Genomic DNA, 18,040 nt, shown 5'->3' with positions numbered 1-18,040 from the left:
GAGATTCCTTAGCGAATCGCGAGGCGTTCTCTACGTCTCGACCCGAGGCCTCTCCACCCTCTTTGCGAATTGTCCTCCGCTGCAAGCCACCGCGAGAAAGGCAAGATCAACAGACAAGCTCAACTCAAAGCGACGCCCCAAGAAAAGGCGGCAGGCAACGACCCAACCCTACGCCGACTCCGTGTCGGACGGCCAAAACAGATCAGCGACAGCCTTCACCCAACCAGGCCCAGGCATCGTCGGCAAACTCATCCGGCGCCTTCTCCCAATCGCTGAGCAATACCAAGGTGAGCATGTGCTCAAACTCCTGATTAAAGGCGCGAGCTACGCGGTCGGGGTCATGCAGACGAGCACGGTCGGCAATCAGACCGAAGTACACCTTGCCGGCATAACTCAACAGGCTGATACCCAGGCCAATGCTGCCAGTCTGCGGCACCCAGAACATCATCCGCGACACCTCGACACCGGCCAGATACAGCGGCTGCTTCGGTCCCGGCACATTGGTCGCCACCAGGGTGGCCTTGCGACTCAGCAGGTCCAGAGCATGTCGTTGCACCGAGGTCGGCGCCATGCCGAGCACACCCAACAAACCATATGAAACCGCAGCCTGACGCGAGTTCTTCAGTTCGCGCATCGCCGCGCCTACCGCCCGCACCCGCGCTGGCGGGCAAGCCTCACCGACGGGCAGATCAAGAAACACCAGCCCAAAGTGATTGCCGAGACGCCGCGCATGGGCGCGTGGGCGCAGGTTCACCGGCACGGTGGCGCGCAGGGTGAGTCCGTCCACCGGCTCACCGTTATCCAGCAACACCTGACGAATAGCGCCGGCAGCGCAGGCCAGGAGCAGATCATTCACGGTGCAGCCAAAGCCTCGGCTGACTGCCTTCACCTCATCGAGTTCCAGCGGCACGGCCCAGGCGCAGCGCTTCTCCTCACTCAATGCCCCTTTCAGAGAGGTCACATCGTCGTCACTGAGACCAATCGCATGCACCAACTCCTGGGCAAAGGCCACCGCCTCATGCGTGAGGTGCGCGGTGGCGCCCGGTTCCTTCCAGGCTTCCAGCCACTTGCCTAAGGTACGGGTACCGAATTTGATCGCCTTGTCCAGCCTCTGCAGCACCGGGGGCAAGGACTGCGCCGAGGGCTCTGCGCGTGCCTCCTCCTCCAGCCAGTGCTGCTCTCTCTTGGCGTCGGGGGAACTGTCGGTAAGGCTGAGCATCACCTGCACCAGGGCCATGCCATCGGCGTAGCAGTGATGAATACGGCAGACCACCACACTACCGCCTTCAAAGCGCTCAATGAGATCAAACTGCCACAACGGATGATCGCCACTCAGCGGCGTTGAGGCCAGCTCGCTGACCGCATCCTGCAGGGCCGCCTCATCGGCTCGGCCTGGCAATTTCAGTCGCGTGACGTGGCGAGTGATGTCGAACTCGGCGTCGTTTTCCCAGTGCGCACCTTCGGGGCCATCCACCGCACGTTGGCGAAACCTCGGATAGGCGAGGAAGCGCTGTTCAAGCAGGTCAACCAGGCGCTTGTAACGCAGCGGCGTGGCAAGACGCAGCACACCGGTGATCATCATCAGGTTGCCTGGCTTCTCCATTCGCAGCCAGGCAGTGTCGACATTCGACATCGCCTCGCCCTGCGTGGTCGCCCACCCCATCAAGTTCATCAGCCGCCCCCGGCTCGGTCAGGCCACCATGGTCGAGCCTGAGCGGCGGCAGGTCAACGCGTTTCGCGACGTGCGTGTTGGTAGCGCTGAAGTGCGGCCTCGCGGCTTGCCTTCAGATCGACGATCGGCTTGTCGGGGTAGCCATTCAAGTGGGTGTTGCACTCCCATGGCGCATGGATGGCCTTCTTATCCAGCGACTTCAGCTCCGGCAGCCAGCGGCGAATATAGGCGCCATCAGGATCAAACCGCTGGCCTTGTGAGACAGGATTGAACACGCGGAAGTACGGCGCCGCGTCGGCGCCGGTACCGGCTGTCCATTGCCAGCCCTGGGTGTTGTTGGCCAGATCAGCGTCGATCAGCGTATCCCAGAACCAGTCGGCACCATGTCGCCAGTAGTAGCCGAGATTCTTGGTCAGCAGACTGGCGACAATCATGCGGCAACGGTTATGCATGATGCCGGTCTGCCACAGCTCGCGCATCGCGGCATCGATGATGGGAATGCCAGTGCGCCCGTTCTGCCAGGCCGCCAACACATCGGGTTTCGCCGGCAGCCAGATCATGGCACGCAGCTGCTCGGTCAGATCCTGCTCGCAGCTGTGCGGGAAGTGGTACATCAGGTGATAGGAGAACTCGCGCCAGCCAAGCTCACGATAGAAGGCCGCGCAGCTTGGATAGCTGAGCCCAAGCTCGTGGGCGACGGCGATGATCTGCCGCGGCGAGATTTCGCCGAAGGCCAAGTGCACGCTGAGTCGCGAAGTGTTGTCCTCAGCCGGCAGATCGCGCCCCTCCTTGTACTTGCCGACCCGGGTCAGAAATTCTCGGCAGCGCTGCAACGCAGCCTGCTCGCCTGGCGCCGACGCCTGAAAGAAACCTGCATCCCAGCCTGGCCGCGGCGCGGGCACGACGTCGTCCAATGGCAGCGAGGCAAACGCGGGCGCGGCGGGCAAACGTGAGGGCGCGGGTTCGGCCTGCGGCAGGCTGTCCCAGCGCGCCTCGAGTTGCCGCCAGTAGGGAGTGAACACGCGGTACGGGCCGTCCTGTTTGGTCTGCACCGTCCACGGCTCGAACAGCAGGCTGCCGTTGAAGCTTCTGGCGTCGATGCCCTGCTCGAGCAAGGTCTGTTTGATCTCGCTGTCACGCTTGCGCACCGCAGGCTCGTAGCGACGATTCCACAGCACCTTTGCGGCACCCGACTCGGCACATAGCTTGCGCAGCTCGGTCAGACTGTCGCCAGCGCGCAGGAGCAGCGCCGAGCCACGCTTTCGCAAATCGCCATCAAGCGCCTGCAAGGACCGTCGCAGCCAGGCACGGGAGGCCGCTCCCAGCGGCCAGTCACCCTCGCCTGCCGGATCGTCGATGTACACGAACAGCGGCGACAGTCTTGCATCGAGGGCCGCTTGCAGGGCCGGATGATCACCCAGGCGCAGATCTCGGCGCAGCCAGACGATGGCATGTTGAGTCATGGTGTTCTGCTGGCAATGAGGATTGGCGATGGCGGTCGGCGCCCACCCTAGCCGATTGCGCGCAATAAAATGTCGAGAGCCACATTTCGCCCGAATTGCGCCATGTGATTGTCGAGCGGCAACCCTATACTGATGGCCGCTGCCGAGCCTTGGTCGCGGGGCTATTCGCAGGGTGACCGGAAGATCGGCCAACCACCCTGTGCGCCCAGGCCACCCGCTTGCGCGACATAGCCATGGGGAGAGCGACAGATGCACGCAAGGATTCTGGGACGAGCCGGTCTGAAATCAACCGTCCGAAGGTGCTGCACCTGCCTTCTGATCAGCGCGCTGTGCGCTCTGTTGCTCGCCTGTCAGCCGCCAGCCCCATCGCCCAGCACGGTGACCGAGCCTGACCCCCTGGCGATCGAGGCGCCCAAGCAGCCCTTGGCCGAGCATCTCACCCTGTTGGCCGCCGGCAGCCGCAGCCAGGAAGGGCATCCGGAGTTGGTGCTTAAGTTCGATCGACCGCTGGCCGGCAACCAACCGTTCGATCAACGCATCGATGTCAAGGACGCCAGCGGCAAACGGCCCCAGGGCGCCTGGATCTATGACAGCAACGAGAATCTGCTGCGCTTTCCGTTCGTCGCAGCCAACCGCAGCTACACCTTGAGTTTGAGCGGCGAACTGGCGGCCGCCGACGGTACCACCCTCGGCGCCAAGCTGCTGAAAGAGGTGCACTCGGGCAACCTGCCACCGCTGCTGGTCTTTGCCAGCAAGGGCAGCGTGCTTCGGGCTGGCGACCAGGCCGGGCTACCGGTGGTATCGGTGAATGCCAGCGAAGCGGATCTGGAGTTCTTTCGCGTACCGCCACAGCGCTACTCGCAGTTCTTTGAACGCTGGCGCAGCAACGGCCAGCGCAGCCAATGGGAACTGCGTGAGATCGCCAAGCTGGCTGAGTCGGTCTACGCCAATCGTTTCGCCCTGGAAGCGCCAGAAAACGAGCGCACGGTCAATCAGATCCCCGTACAAAGTCTGGCCGAACTGCGCGAACCCGGCCTGTATTTTGCCGTGATGCGGCAGCCCGGCAGCTTCGACGGCCGCTACGAGGCCACTCACTTCACGGTGACCGATCTCGGTTTGCACGTGCGTACCTACCCACGCTCACAGTGGGTGCACGTGGCCTCACTCGGCAGCGGTCGCGCCCGCGCCGGCGTGGCCTTGGAACTGCTCGATGCCAAGGGCGCCCTGCTGGGCAGCGCGGAAACCGATGGCGCCGGCAATGCCACATTCGATCTGCCGGCCACGCCCGACCAGGTGCTGATAGCACGCGCGGGCGACGAGATCAGCCTGCTGTCGATGCGTCAGCCGGCCTTGGATCTGTCTGATTTTTCTGTCGGCGGGCGGCCGCAAACGGCGCTGGATGCGTTCATCTGGTCGGGACGCGACCTGTATCGACCGGGCGAAACCCTGGATGTTTCCATCCTGCTGCGCGACTTCGATGGGCGATTGCCAGAGCCGGCGCCGCCGGTGTTCGCGCAACTGCGGCAGCCCGATGGCCGCAGCCTGTCAGCGCGGGTGCTGGAACCTGCAGCGCTCGGCGCCTACCGACTGCAGGCGCCGGTGGCCGAGGATGCCGCCACCGGGCGCTGGCAACTGGTGATTCAAGCGGATGCCAAGGGCAAGCAAGTACTGGGACGCTGGGACTTCCGAGTTGAGGAATTCCTGCCCGAGCGGATGAAGCTCGCTCTCAACGCCCCCGATGCGCCGCTCAAGCCGGGCACCGACCTTAACGTCGAGTTCGATGGCGCATTCCTGTACGGCGCCCCAGCCGCAGGACAGCGTATCACCGCCGATCTGATCTACCGTCCGGCCGTGCATCCGATCAGCTCGCGCAAGGATTTCTTCTATGCCTCGCCGGAGGCACCTCTGCCCAAGGAGCCACAGGCGGCGCTGGATGCACACCTGGACGAGCAGGGAAAGTACCAGGCCACACTCGGTCTGATCGATGACAGCAAGGCCACCGCTCACGCGGTTGAAGTGCGGGTGGCGGCCAGCCTGTTTGAGTCGGGTGGTCGCGCGATTCGCCGCTCACTGGTTCGCAACCTGCTGCCGCACGACGTGTTGATCGGTGTTCGCCCGATGTTCGACTACCAGGAAGGTGCCGACGTCAATAGCGATGCTGGATTCGAATTCCTGCTCAGCGACGCTGCCGGTCAACTGCAGGCCGGCTCGCTGTCGGTAACCCTGGTACGCAAACACCGCGACTACCACTGGCGCTGGAACCCCAGTGGCGGCTGGCGGGCCGATTGGAGTCTGCGCGAGGAGGAGGTCGAGCAGCGCGAACTGCAACTCAGCGCCGATCGCCCATTGCACACGCAGTTCCGACTGGCCTGGGGCGAGTACGAGGTGCGGGTGTCCAATCCCACCACCCAGCAGACCCTGACCCTGCCGGTGCAGGTCGGCTGGCGCTGGAATGGCAGTGACAATGAGCAGGAGCCGCGCCCGGACAAGGTGCGCCTGCAGCTCGATCGCAGCGCCTATCGTGCAGGTGAAACGCTCACCGTCACGTTGAACCCACCCTACGATGGCCCCGGCGTGCTGCTGGTGGAAACCGACAGCCTGCTCTCTGCCGAGCCATTCCAGGCCCGTGAAGGTCTGGAGATTCAGCTGCCGGTATCGAACGAGTGGGAGCGTCATGACGTCTATCTCACGGCGCTGATGTTCCGGCCGGTCGGTACTGCGGACATGCAGAGCCCGCCGCGTGCGATCGGCGTGGTCCATGTGCCGATGGAACGACGTGATCGAGACGTGGCCTTGTCGATCAGCGAGATCGACGTGGTGCGTCCTGGCGCGCCTATCAATGTTGAGGTGTCGGCTCCGGCGCTGGCCGGCAAGCAAGCGCAGGTACAGCTAAAAGCGGTGGATCTGGGTGTACTGGCATTGACCGGCTATGAAGTGCCCGATGCGGCCAGCTATTTCTTCGCGCCGCGCGCCCTGGGTGTGGACGGACGTGATCTTTACGGCAAGCTGATCGAGCGTCTCGGTGGTTCGCGCGCACGGCTGCGCTACGGCGGTGACGCTGCCTTCTCCGGCCTGCCGCAAGCGCGGCGACCAACCTCGCGAACCAAGACTGCCGAAGTAATTCTCGATGCCGTGGCCTTCGATGCCGAAGGCAAGGCCAGACTCGAGTTTGCTGCGCCTGAATTCAACGGCGCCCTGCGCATCAGCGCCTTGGCCTACTCCACCGACCACTACGGCAAGGCCAGCAACGAAACCAAGGTGCGGGCACCGCTGGTCGTGGAGGTCAGCTCTCCACGGGTGATGGCGCCGGGCGACACCGCCCAGCTCACCATCGATCTACACAACACACTCGAGCAGACACAATCCTTCGCGCTGTCGATTGAGCTCGATGATGCGCTGAGTCTGCTCGGTGGCAGTGCCAGGCAGTCGTTCACCTTGAACGGCGGCGAACGGAAGACGCTCAAGATGCGCCTGCAGGCCGGCAGGGCTAGCGACGGCGAAAATCTGCTTGGCTTCCGGGTCAGCGCCAAGGGCGATCAGATCGACTGGTCGCAACGCGCCGAGTTTCGCCTGCGCTCGGCCTGGCCGGGTGAGCGGCTATCGCAGGCACGCCAGCTCAGCGGCCCGACGCAGATCAGCCTTGGTCAGGGCTGGCCCGGCGTGGGCCGCGACGACATTGCCGCACTCAATCTGACCCTCAGCAGCCAACCGCCGCTGCCCTTGACCGCGGCGGCGAAGGGGCTGATCGGCTATCCGCATGGCTGCATCGAACAAACCAGCAGCCGGCTCTGGCCATTGGTATTGGCCAGCGCCGAAACCCGCGCACGCTTCGGACTGGACGATCTGACCGAAGATGAGCGCCGTCTGCGCGTCAGGGCCGGTCTCGATCGAATCGCCGCCATGCAGCTGGCCGACGGCAACTTCGGCTATTGGCCCGGAGATGCCTATGCCAATCCACAGATGACCGCCTACGTGGCCGAGCTGTTGCTGGCCGCCAGGGAACAAGGATTCGAAGTATCGCAGGCCATGCTCGACAAGAGTCTGCAGCGCCTCACCGACGATCTGCTCAGCGGTGGTGACGGCTTCTGGGCCTATGAGAATTCTGGCCATCTGCGCTTTGCCTCGCTGGCACACGCCGGCTACGTACTGGCAACCCAGAACCGCGCTCCACTGGGCACATTGCGCAGTCTCTGGGATCACGAACGGCAGGCTTCACTCACTGCCCTGCCCTTGCTGCAGCTGGGCCTCGCCCTGCAGCTACAGGGCGACAGCCAGCGCGCGGAACAAGCCTTTGCCGAAGCCTTGGCCAAGGAGGATCAACGTCCGAACTACCTGGGCGACTACGGTTCGACCCTGCGCGATCATGCCCTGATGCTGGCCCTGGCTACTCAGCACGAGGTTCCACTGGGCGAACTCGCCGAGCGAATGAAGTTCGTGTCCGAAGAATTGCAGGCCATGAGCTCGCGCGGTGGCTGGCTCAGCACTCAGGATCAACTGGCCGTGTTCCGCCTGGGCATTGCCCTGCTGAAGCAGGACCTGCCCGCAGTCGAGGCCAGCCTGAAGGAAGGCAGCGCCAGCCAGCCCATCCACAGCAGCCTGTTTGCCCGACACCTGAAGGCCAACGATCTGCGCAATCCAGTGCAGCTCGACTTCAGTGGCCCGAGCGGCAGCTGGCTGATGCAGGACGCCCTGGTATTCCGTCGACTTGCTCCTGAACCAAAAGACAGCGGCTTGCGCATACGACGCAGTTGGTTCCGCATGGACGGCAGTCGCTACCAGGGCGAGCCGCTGCGCGAGGGCGACACCTTGCTGGTTCAACTCAGTGTTGAGTCGAATGAAAACGTGCCCGACGCCATCATTACCGATCGCGTACCCGGCGGGCTCGAGATCGAGAATCTCGGTCTGGGCGATCGCGGAACCTTGAACGAGCTCACTATCGACGGCACCTCAATGAGCGAGCGCTACTGGGCGGCGGAAAAGCTTTACGAGGAGTACCGCGACGACCGCTTCAGCGCTGCGGTGAAGCTCTACCAGGGCCAGCAAGCCAAGCTGTTCTACCTGGCCCGTGCGGTATCGCCAGGCGACTATGTCGTACCGCCACCGATCGCCGAAGACATGTACCGCCCCGACATCCGCAGTATCGGGCCGCGGGAGTTTGAGCGGCTGGTGGTCAAGGAAGCCGGCAAGTAGGTGTTCGGTGGATGGTATGTGTAGAAGACATCACACCTTGATATAGGGGCGTGACGCCCACCGTTGCGGGCTTCAATGTTCCAGCAGCTTCAGATCGTGTGCTGGTGGGTGACAGACCCACCCCACGACCGAACCTACTTTCGATACTCCACCTGCCGTTCCGTCACCGTTGCAAGGACTTCATCGATGCCAAAATCCTCACCACGAGCCAGCTTCTCGATGACCTTGCGCTGTCCTGGGCTCAATCGATTGATCAGGCCGCTGCCTTCAATCTGCATCAGACCACTCGAGGCCGAGGTCGGGTAGGCACCGTCGTAATCCCCGCCGACTTCCAACGGCGCATCCGGATTATTGGGTGCGAAGCACACCCCATCGGCCTTGTCGTAATAGAAGCGAATGCGAACGATGCCGCGTTGGCGTGCTTCGCGTTGCCAGCGGCACCTGGCCACATCACTGAGCAATCGCAGCCGCTCGGCGAGCTGCACCCGGCCGAGTCGTTTGGCAAAGTCGATGGCATCGCCGTGAACACGATGGCGAGCGGTGAGGTCGGCGCCCAGCTCTGCCAACCTCGGTGCGATGGCGATTGCATCAGACTCGGATTCAGCCAGTGCCAACAGATGCAGGACCGGCAGTCCATCGCGTCCGCTGGCATTCACCGCCGCCCCCTGCTTCACCAACGCATCAAGCAGTTCAGAATCAGCCCGCAACACAGCGGGCGCCACGCTCTGCGGTTGCACGCCCTGATTTAGCAGTCGTTTCACCAGAACAAGATTGCCACCCCAGGCCGCGGCCTGAAGCAGCTGCTGGCGTGAGACACCATACACGTCGATCAGTTTCGCTTCGGCTTGTGCCGACAGATCGCTGACATGACAGGCTCGATGCAACTCCACCGGCACATTGCGCGCGCAGCTATGCCGATTGCTGTGCGCCACCCAATAGCGTGCTGTGTCGATCCCTGTCGTAAGCGCCAGCGAGGTCAGATCGCGTCGATCGGGCAGCCAGGCATCGGGCGACGCCCCACGCTCGAGCAAGAAGTCAATGGCGCGCTGGGCTCTGGCAGCAATGGCACGGGCCAGAATGGGCCAGCCCTCACCATCCACTTCATGGATCTTGGCGCGCTGTGAATCCAGCAGCCTGCCAATCGCACCGACATCGTCTGCCTCGACTGCGCCGACCAGGTCATCCTCGCCATGCATGCGGGCGCGGATCACCTCGACGATGCCCTTGAGTCCACGCGCATCCGCCGCTTCCAGGGCCGGCACACGACCATCAGGCTGCACCAGCCGCGCACCGCGTTCATACAGGGCCAGGGCGATATCCGCCCGATCGTGACCGCCTTCGATCAAGGCCATCACCGCATTGCGGTCATCCGGCCACAGCTGCTGCGTGCGCGCTAGCACCAGCTCGACGCAGTCAAAGTGCCCACCACGCAAGGCTAGGCTCAGCACGGTGTCGCCGCTGTTGTCCTTGCCGGTGTGGCTCAGCACATAACGCATCAGTTCAGCCAAGACGGCGCATCGCCCCTGTGCCGCTGCCTCGTGCAGGGCGGTACGCCCGGTTTCACGATCGGCCTGCGCCGCGTTATGCACGTTCTGATAGGCAAGCTCGGCCACCCTAGCCACGTCATCACGCGTAATCGCATCAAACATCTCGCTGCGGGACATGCGCGCCTCCTGGTCGAGATGCCACTAGCATAGCGCTCTGGCTTACCCAGGTGCTTCTCTCTTCGAAGCCGAAGCGAGCGAGCCCCTCTTCCGTGGGGTGAGGCGGGCTTTCGAGCACCATGGCTGCGAGCCGCCATTCCACCGCTCTACCATCTCGGTTCGCCGCTGTCGCCCTGACATCTCAGACAGATCGGTTTACAGTGCCAAAGTCGCCTGGACCAGGAGCGTGCGCCATGCCGGTGAGATTCACCCTTAACGGTCAGTCATCCGAATTCTCTGGCGATGCCAGCATGCCCTTGCTCTGGTATCTGCGTGATCATGCTCGGCTCACCGGCAGCAAGTTTGGCTGCGGCATCGCACAATGCGGCGCCTGTACCGTGCATGTCGATGGCAAGGCCGCGCGCAGCTGCGTACTGCCTCTCAGTGCAGTGGAAGGCAAATCGATCACTACGATTGAAGGGCTGGCCACACAACGCTTGCATGCGGTACAGCGGGCGTGGATCGAAGAAGATGTGGCGCAATGCGGCTATTGTCAGGCCGGTCAGATCATGGCAGCAGTGGACCTGCTCAAGCGTGTACCCACGCCCAGCGATGAAGACATTGCCAGCCTGACCAATCTTTGCCGCTGCGGCACCTACCCGCGCATTCGCAAGGCCATTCATCGAGCCGCGATCCTGCTCGCCGAGGAGGCGCGGTCATGACTGCCTGGCATCGTGATGAGTGGGGTCTGGCCGAGCATGCGCCCTCCGAACACAGTCTCTCGACTGACGAACAATGGCGAGTATCGCGTCGCGGCTTTCTTAACGTGTCGCTCAGCGCAAGCGGTGCACTGCTGCTCTCCGCTGCAGTTCCACTGACTGCTCTACGAGCGGTGGCGGCGGTTCCTCCTCCTACCATCATCGGCCTGTTCATTCGCATCGAGCGCGACGGCCGAACCACCATCGGTGCCCGTTGCCCGGAGATCGGGCAAGGCGTCAAGACCTCCTTACCGATGATCATTGCCGAGGAACTGGATGCCGATTGGTCCAAAGTCGAGGTCAGACAACTGCATCTTGGACTCGACAAGACGGACGCCTCGCCAGGATTGAAGTGGCGTTTTGGCCCCCAGGGTGCGGGCGGCAGCACCAGCATCCCGAACGCCTGGGCAGATCTGCGTCAAGTCGGTGCCAAGGCACGTCATCTGCTCTTGCAGGCGGCAGCCAAACAGTGGAATGTCGAACTCAAACAGTTGCGTACCGAGCCGGGCTACGTGCTGCATCCAGATGGCAGCAGATTGAGCTATGGCGAGCTGACGAGCGTCGCCGCCACGCTTCCTGCCCCCGAAGGCGAGGTAGAACTCAAAGATCCGGCTACCTGGCATATCTTGGGCAAGCCAAAGCGCGTGGTCGATGCCGAGGAGATCGTCACCGGTCGCGCCCAGTATGGCATCGACGTTTACCCATCCGGCGCCCTTACCGCCGTCATCGCTCGCTGCCCGCATTTCGACGGCGAACTGCAGTCGTTCGACGCCACGGAGACCTTGAAGATTCCTGGGGTGCAGCAAGTATTTGCCATCGAAGGGCCGAAGGCGGGCGAGCCGATCACGGCCAATCTTGCGCCAGGGGTGGCGGTTCTGGCCGTGGATACCTGGTCGGCGCTGAAAGGACGGCAGGCGCTGAAAATCGAATGGACGCGCGGGCCCTGGACGAAGGAATCCTCCGCCGAACTGGATGCACAATGCGCGCGGCTCTTGCAGGGCAAGGGCATCATGGCGCGTGATGACGGCGACTTCGATGCCGCGGCGAAAGCCGCCAAGACAATGATCACCGCCACCTACCGTCAGCCTTACGTTTCGCACTGTCCACTGGAGCCGCAGAACGCCTTCGCCCGCGTACAAGCCGACAAAGTATGGATCATCGCCCCCATGCAACAGCCAGCGGGCGCCCAACGCATCGCTCACCAGCTCACCGGCATCGATCGCCAGTCAATCCAAGTGGACATGACCCGGGTCGGCGGCGGCTTTGGTCGTCGCTTATCAAATGATTTCGTTGCCGAAGCGGTGTTGCTATCCAAGCAATCGGGTAAGCCGGTCAAACTATTGTGGACGCGCGAAGACGATATGCGTCACGATTTCTTTCGGCCCTTCGGTCATCACCAGATGATTGCCAGTGTTGATGAGCAAGGCGAGGTGACTGGTTGGGCACATCGTTTGGCCAGTGCGTCCAAGTACTACCGACGCCCAGACGTAAAGCCCGAAGACATGTGGCAGCCCGAGCTGTATCCAGACGATTTCCCGGCTCAGCTATTGCCGAACGTACGCATGGAGTGGTTCGGCGTCGAGTCCGGCATGACTCGCGGCTCCTGGCGCGCCCCGGCCCATACCGCCAATGCCTTTGTGGTGCAGAGCTTCATCGATGAAGTCGCTCATGCCACCGGTGCAGATCCACTGGCCTTGCGATTGAAGCTATTGGGCGATCCGAAGCAGCTGAGCTACTCCAATCACGGCGGCCCGATTTTCGACACCGGCCGTCTCGCCGCTGTGTTGAAGCTGGCCGCTGACACCATCGGCTGGGGACGCCGGCTGCCCAAGGGCCGAGGCCTGGGCATCGCCTGCCATTTCACCTTCGGCGGCTATGCCGCGCATGCGCTGGACGTCAGTGTTAGCGATGACGGCAACTATCGCATCGAACGCTGCGTATGTGCGGTTGATGTCGGTCGGGTGATCAACCCACTGGGCTTGGAAGCCCAGATGATGGGCGGCACGATCGATGGCCTCAGCACTGCACAGCACCTCGAGATCAGCATCAAGGACGGTCAGGTGGTGGAAGGCAATTTCGATACTTATCCTTTGCTGCGCATGAAAGAGGCGCCCGACGTCGAAGTGAAGATCGTCGACAGCCAGGCCGACCCCGCCGGCGCTGGCGAAATGGGTATTCCCACACTGGCACCGGCGCTTTGCAACGCCATCTTCGCTGCCAGCGGCGTGCGCATTCGCAACCTGCCGATCCGGCAGCAGTTGCGTGAGGCAATGAGAAAGCTGGCGTAGCGTGGGCCTGCGGCCCACCGCTTCGGATGTGGATGGTGGGCCACAGGCCCACCCTACGACCGCGGATGAAAGAGGCGCCCGGCGTCGCCAGCGGCATGCGCATTCGTAACCTGCCGATTCGGCAACAGTTGCGTGAGGCAATGAGAAAGCTGGCGTAGGGTGGGCCTGCGGCCCACCGCTTCGGATGTCGATGGTGGGCCACAGGCCCACCCACCGACTGCGGATGAAAGAGGCGCCCGGCGTCGCCAGCGGCATGCGCATTCGTAACCTGCCGATTCGACAACAATTGCAGCAGGCGATGAGAGGGTCGGCGTAGGGTGGGCCTGCGGCCCACCGTTTCGGGTGTCGATGGTGGGCCACAGGCCCACCCACCGACTGCGGATGAAAGAGGCGCCCGGCGTCGCCAGCGGCATGCGCATTCGTAACCTGCCGATTTGACAACAGTTGCAGCAGGCGATGAGAGGGTCGGCGTAGGGTGGGCCTGCGGCCCACCGTTTCGGTTGTCGATGGTGGGCCACAGTCCCACCCACCGACTGCGGATGAAAGAGGCGCCCGGCGTCGCCAGCGGCATGCGCATTCGTAACCTGCCGATTCGGCAACCGTTGCAGCAGGCGATGAGAGGGTCAGCGTAGGGTGGGCCTGCGGCCACCGTTTCGGTTGTCGATGGTGGGCCACAGGCCCACCCACCGACTGCGGATGAAAGAGGCGCCCGGCGTCGCCAGCGGCATGCGCATTCGTAACCTGCCGATTCGACAACAGTTGCAGCAGGCGATGAGAGGGTCGGCGTAGGGTGGGCCTGCGGCCCACCGCTTCGGATGTGGATGGTGGGCCACAGGCCCACCCTACGACCAAGCGCAATAAGCGCTACCATAGCGGCCGTTGGAAATCCTGCTTCGTCCATGCCCTGCATCCGGACGGCAACGTCTGGCGCAGCTGCTGTGGCGAGCATCGCCAGCCAGCCCTTTGCCTACGAAGGAGCAAGCCATGGAGTTCGAACTGACTATCAACGGCGAGTCGGTCAAGGTCGACGCGCCACCCGATATGCCCTTGCTCTGGGTGCTGAGAGATCTCGCCGGCCTTACCGGCAGCAAGTACGGCTGCGGCATGGCGCAATGCGGCGCCTGCACCGTGCATCTGGCCGGGCAGCCGGTGCGCAGCTGTGTATTGCCAGTGAGCGGTGTAGTCGGTCAACCGATTACCACCATCGAGGGCGCGGCGGCCACCGGCAAGGTAGCCAATGCCGTCCAGCAGGCCTGGGTCGATCTGGCGGTGGCGCAATGCGGCTACTGTCAGAGCGGCCAGATCATGTCGGCGATTGCTCTGCTGCAAAGCAAGCCCAAGCCCAGCGATGCCGATATCGACGCCGCGATGTCGGGCGTATTGTGTCGCTGCGCCACCTATCATCGAATTCGCGCGGCTATTCATACTGCCGCTGAATCGCTTAGTTAAGGAGTGTACGCCATGTTCCACGGTCGCGTCGTTCCTACGTTTGTTACTCGCCAGCTGCCCAAACCTTCGCGGCGGCAATTCATGTTTGGCGTCAGCTATGTCGGCGCCGCCCTGCTGATTGGTTGCAGCAGCAGCGAAGCACCTGCGCCGGCCAAGGATGCCGATATCGCCCAAGCCGGTGCCGAGCATCCGGCCGCAACGCCACCGCCGCCAGGCAAGCCATCGCCGTTCGAGGCCTATCTCGCTGTCGGCGCTGACGGCGAGGTCACCGTGTATTCCAGCCAGTTCGAGATGGGCCAGTATTCCTATCAAGGGCTGGCCACCTTGGTGGCCGAAGAACTCGAGGTGCCGATTGAACGGGTGAAGGTGGAAGGCCGCGCCGGCAATCCGGCCTGGTACGGCAATCTCACCATGGGCGGCGCCCTGCAGCTCACCGGTGGATCGAGCAGCATTCCCACCTCCTGGCAACGCTATCGCGAGGCCGGCGCTGTGGCCCGCGAAATGCTGCGCCAGGCGGCCGCACAACAATGGAACGTACCGCTAAGTGAAGTCGAAGCCAGGGACGCTGCCATTGTGCACAACGGCAGCGGCCAGCGTGCGGAGTATGCCTCCTTGCTGCAGGCGGCAGCCAAGCTCACGCCGCCCACCGAGGTGGCACTGAAATCGCCCGAGCACTGGACCCAGATCGGCAAGGACAGCACCCAGCGTGTCGATGCCCGGGACAAGGTAAGCGGGCAGCAGACCTACACCATCGATGTGCGGCTGCCGGGAATGCTGTACGCCACCGTGCTGCACAGCCCGCGCTTTGGCGGCAAGCTCAGCAGCTTCGATGCCACTGTTGCCAAGGCCGTGCCTGGCGTAGTCGATGTGGTGCAGATCAGCCGCGGGGTGGCGGTGGTGGCCAACACCACCTGGGCGGCGATACAGGGCCGCCGAGCCTTGAAGGCCGAATGGGACAATGCTGCGGCCGAAACACGTTCCAGCAGCGAGCTGTTCGCTGAGTTCGAGCAACTTGCCGCGCAGCCCGGCAGCCTCGCCCTGCAGCGCGGTGACAATGCCGCGGCCCTGGCCGCTTCCAACAAGCAGATCGAGGCTGTGTATCGTTTCCCGTTCCTGGCCCACGCTGCCATGGAGCCACTTAACGCTGTCGTCCATCGCGAAGGCGAGCGATTGCATATCTACGGCGGGCTGCAAATGCCGGACGTGGTACAGGGCACCTGTGCGCAGATCGCCGGCATCGAGCCGGCCAAGGTCGATCTGCATGTCATGAAGACCGGCGGCGGCTTTGGTCGCCGCGCGACGCCAGACTCCGACATCTTTGTCGAGGCCACCGAGATCGCCAAAGCTCTCAATTTCCGCGCGCCGATCCTGCTGCAATGGACTCGCGAAGCCGATATGGGGGCCGGACGCTATCGACCGATGCATCTGCACAAGGTGAAAGTGGGCCTGGATGCCGATGGCAAGATCAGCGCCTGGGATCACAGCATCGTCGGGCATTCGATATTCGCCGGCGGCCCTTTCGCCTCGATGATGAAGGACGGCGTCGACCCCTCATCCATCGAAGGGGTGGTCGATTCGCCCTACGCAGTGCCCAGCATGGAGGTGCAGGTACAGCACCCAGCCTCCCCGGTGCCGGTACTGTGGTGGCGATCGGTGGGTCACACCCACACCGCCTACGTGATGGAGACCCTGATCGACGAAATCGCCGAGGCCAGCGGGCAGGATCCGGTCGCCCTGCGCCTCGCCCTGCTCAAGCCCGATGCACGCGAACGCGGCGTACTGCAGCTGGCCGCCGGACGGGCTGGCTGGAATGAGCCGGCCAAACCCGGCATCCACCGCGGCATCGCCGTGCATTCCTCCTTTGGCAGCTTTGTTGCCACCGTGGCCGAGGTGTCGAAGAGCGATAGCGGCGGGATCAGGGTGGAACGCTGTGTGGTGGCTTCGGACTGCGGTGTGGTGGTGAACCCCGACGTGGTGCGCGCCCAGCTCGAGGGCGGCACCGGCTTCGGGCTCAGCGCCTTTCTCGGCGAGCGAGTCGATCTGGAAGGCGGCGCCGCCAAGCAAAGCAATTACGACGGCTATACCGTGCTACGCATGGCGGCCATGCCCAAGATCGAGGTACACCTGCTGAAATCCGCGGCCTCACCCACCGGCATCGGCGAATGCGCCGTACCGCCGATTGGGCCTGCTGTTGCCAATGCGATCTACAAGGCCACCGGCAAACGGGTGCGCGATCTGCCGTTCAAGGCGGCGTCGTAGGGCGTCGATGGCTAGGGATGGTGCCTTCCCCCTCTCCCCAACCCCTCTCCCGCGAGGGGAGAGGGGCTCAAGAGCGTGCACAGCGCCAGCCACAGCCGCCTGCAAACTCGATCCGCAGCCCCGCGCCCAGTCAACAAGTTTGGAAAGCCCATCCGACTCAGCGACCACCAAAAGCCCCGCTCCCCTCGCGGGAGAGGGGAGAGGGGGCAATCTGGCCGCAGGAAATGACAATCCCGCCGCAACAAAGCGCGAAACGTCAACAACAACCACCCCTCCCTTTCGCTCTCCCATCCACAACCCGCTACAACTGCTCTGCCAACGCCACTGCGAAGGCCTGCGCAGCTGCCTAGTCACCATCGTTGGCATCGAAGGTACCTCGCCACGGCGCCTCGGCGCACAGCTCGTGGTTACCGAAGCCGGTGAAGTGGCAGGTTCAATCTCCGGTGGCTGCCTGGATACCTCGGTCATCGAGCGGGCGATCGCCTGTCTGCAACTCGGCCAAAGCCAGCGCATCCGCTATGGCGCCGGCTCGCCCTATATCGACCTCACCCTGCCCTGCGGCAGCGGGCTCGATCTGCAGTTCGACGGCGACATTCCGCACCCAACCCTGTCCCGAATCACTGAACATATCGATCAGAGAAGACTGATCAACATGTTCTGGCGCAGCGCCAACCAACCTCCTGAACTTATGATCGATCAGGATTCGGAGCCGAGCCCGACCGATGAGGCCGTGCAGATCCGTATCGCACCGCGCCTGCGCGTCTTCGTCGCTGGCAATGGCGACAATTTGCTGGCCTTTTGCCGCTTGGCCCGCGCCAGCCAACTCGAGGTAGTGGCGCTGCACCCCGATCCGGCCCTAGCCCCCCTGCTGATCGAACTCGGTGTTGAGAGCCGGCTGCTGCAGAGTCCGCAGCTGCTGCCGACCCTGCCCTGGGATGCCTTCAGTGCCGGCTTCACCCTGTTCCACGACCATCACTGGGAACTGCCCTTTCTGCTGCAAGCTCTGGACAGCCATGCCCTGATGATCGGCGCCATGGGCAGCCAACGCGCCCAAGCGAATCGCCTAGAGCAACTGCGCGTGCATGGCGCCAGCGAGGCCGCCCTGCAGCGACTCCGCGGTCCAATCGGCCTGCTGCCGCGCGCCCGTGACCCAGAAGAACTCGCGGTTTCAGTGCTCGGCGAATTGATGCAGAGCTATCGGCAGCAGTGTCGGCGGCACGGTATGGCGGCGTGAAGCGACAGGCGCTGCCCAATCATAGGGCGCGTCTCGGACGCACCGCCCACGCACCAACCACCCGACGACGGTGCGTCCAAGACG

Annotated in this window: 9 protein-coding genes; 6 read left to right on the top strand and 3 right to left on the bottom strand. The window is 63.5% G+C overall.

Going from position 1 to position 18,040, the window contains the following annotated elements; genetic code table 11:
* Positions 1–202: 202 nt before the first annotated feature.
* Both IFO71_RS06370 and IFO71_RS06365 read right to left on the bottom strand, forming a co-directional pair.
* Entirely contained in the window at positions 203–1,672 is a 1,470-nt protein-coding gene (locus tag IFO71_RS06370) for a WS/DGAT/MGAT family O-acyltransferase (protein ID WP_192028704.1), read from the bottom strand.
* 53 nt (positions 1,673–1,725) lie between these two features.
* Entirely contained in the window at positions 1,726–3,135 is a 1,410-nt protein-coding gene (locus IFO71_RS06365) for a cryptochrome/photolyase family protein (RefSeq protein ID WP_192028703.1), read from the bottom strand.
* Between the two features lie 339 nt (positions 3,136–3,474).
* Here IFO71_RS06365 and IFO71_RS06360 point away from each other — a divergent pair, with 339 nt between their 5' ends.
* Complete coding sequence (locus tag IFO71_RS06360; RefSeq protein WP_225444438.1) at positions 3,475–8,325, top strand: alpha-2-macroglobulin family protein; 4,851 nt, start codon at positions 3,475–3,477, stop codon at positions 8,323–8,325.
* Positions 8,326–8,459: 134 nt separating this feature from the next.
* Here IFO71_RS06360 and IFO71_RS06355 read toward each other — a convergent pair whose 3' ends face one another.
* Positions 8,460–9,989 carry an ankyrin repeat domain-containing protein gene (locus IFO71_RS06355; RefSeq protein WP_192028701.1) on the bottom strand — a complete coding sequence of 510 codons (1,530 nt, stop codon included), beginning with the start codon at positions 9,987–9,989 and terminating at the stop codon, positions 8,460–8,462.
* A 233-nt stretch (positions 9,990–10,222) separates the two neighbouring features.
* Between IFO71_RS06355 and IFO71_RS06350 the strand changes: the two genes are divergently transcribed.
* The 5 genes from IFO71_RS06350 (at position 10,223) to IFO71_RS06330 (ending at position 17,956) form a co-directional block, all read left to right on the top strand.
* Positions 10,223–10,690 (top strand): (2Fe-2S)-binding protein, encoded by a 468-nt coding sequence (locus IFO71_RS06350; RefSeq protein ID WP_192028700.1) that lies wholly within the window; start codon positions 10,223–10,225, stop codon positions 10,688–10,690.
* Positions 10,687–13,014, top strand: coding sequence for a xanthine dehydrogenase family protein molybdopterin-binding subunit (locus IFO71_RS06345; protein ID WP_192028699.1), 2,328 nt, complete (start codon positions 10,687–10,689; stop codon positions 13,012–13,014). The genes IFO71_RS06350 and IFO71_RS06345 overlap by 4 nt, the downstream gene beginning before the upstream one ends.
* 984 nt (positions 13,015–13,998) lie before the next feature.
* Entirely contained in the window at positions 13,999–14,463 is a 465-nt protein-coding gene (locus IFO71_RS06340) for a (2Fe-2S)-binding protein (RefSeq protein WP_192028698.1), read from the top strand.
* A gap of 81 nt (positions 14,464–14,544) precedes the next feature.
* Positions 14,545–16,722, top strand: coding sequence for a xanthine dehydrogenase family protein molybdopterin-binding subunit (locus IFO71_RS06335; protein WP_225444437.1), 2,178 nt, complete (start codon positions 14,545–14,547; stop codon positions 16,720–16,722).
* Positions 16,661–17,956, top strand: coding sequence for an XdhC family protein (locus IFO71_RS06330; protein ID WP_332309332.1), 1,296 nt, complete (start codon positions 16,661–16,663; stop codon positions 17,954–17,956). The genes IFO71_RS06335 and IFO71_RS06330 overlap by 62 nt, the downstream gene beginning before the upstream one ends.
* The last annotated feature ends 84 nt before the right edge of the window (positions 17,957–18,040 follow it).

It is taken from the genome of Pseudomarimonas arenosa, from assembly GCF_014841215.1.
Classification (GTDB): domain Bacteria; phylum Pseudomonadota; class Gammaproteobacteria; order Xanthomonadales; family Xanthomonadaceae; genus Pseudomarimonas; species Pseudomarimonas arenosa.
The sequence above is the reverse complement of the archived record's forward strand: the minus strand, read 5'-3'. Positions and strand labels throughout refer to the sequence as shown.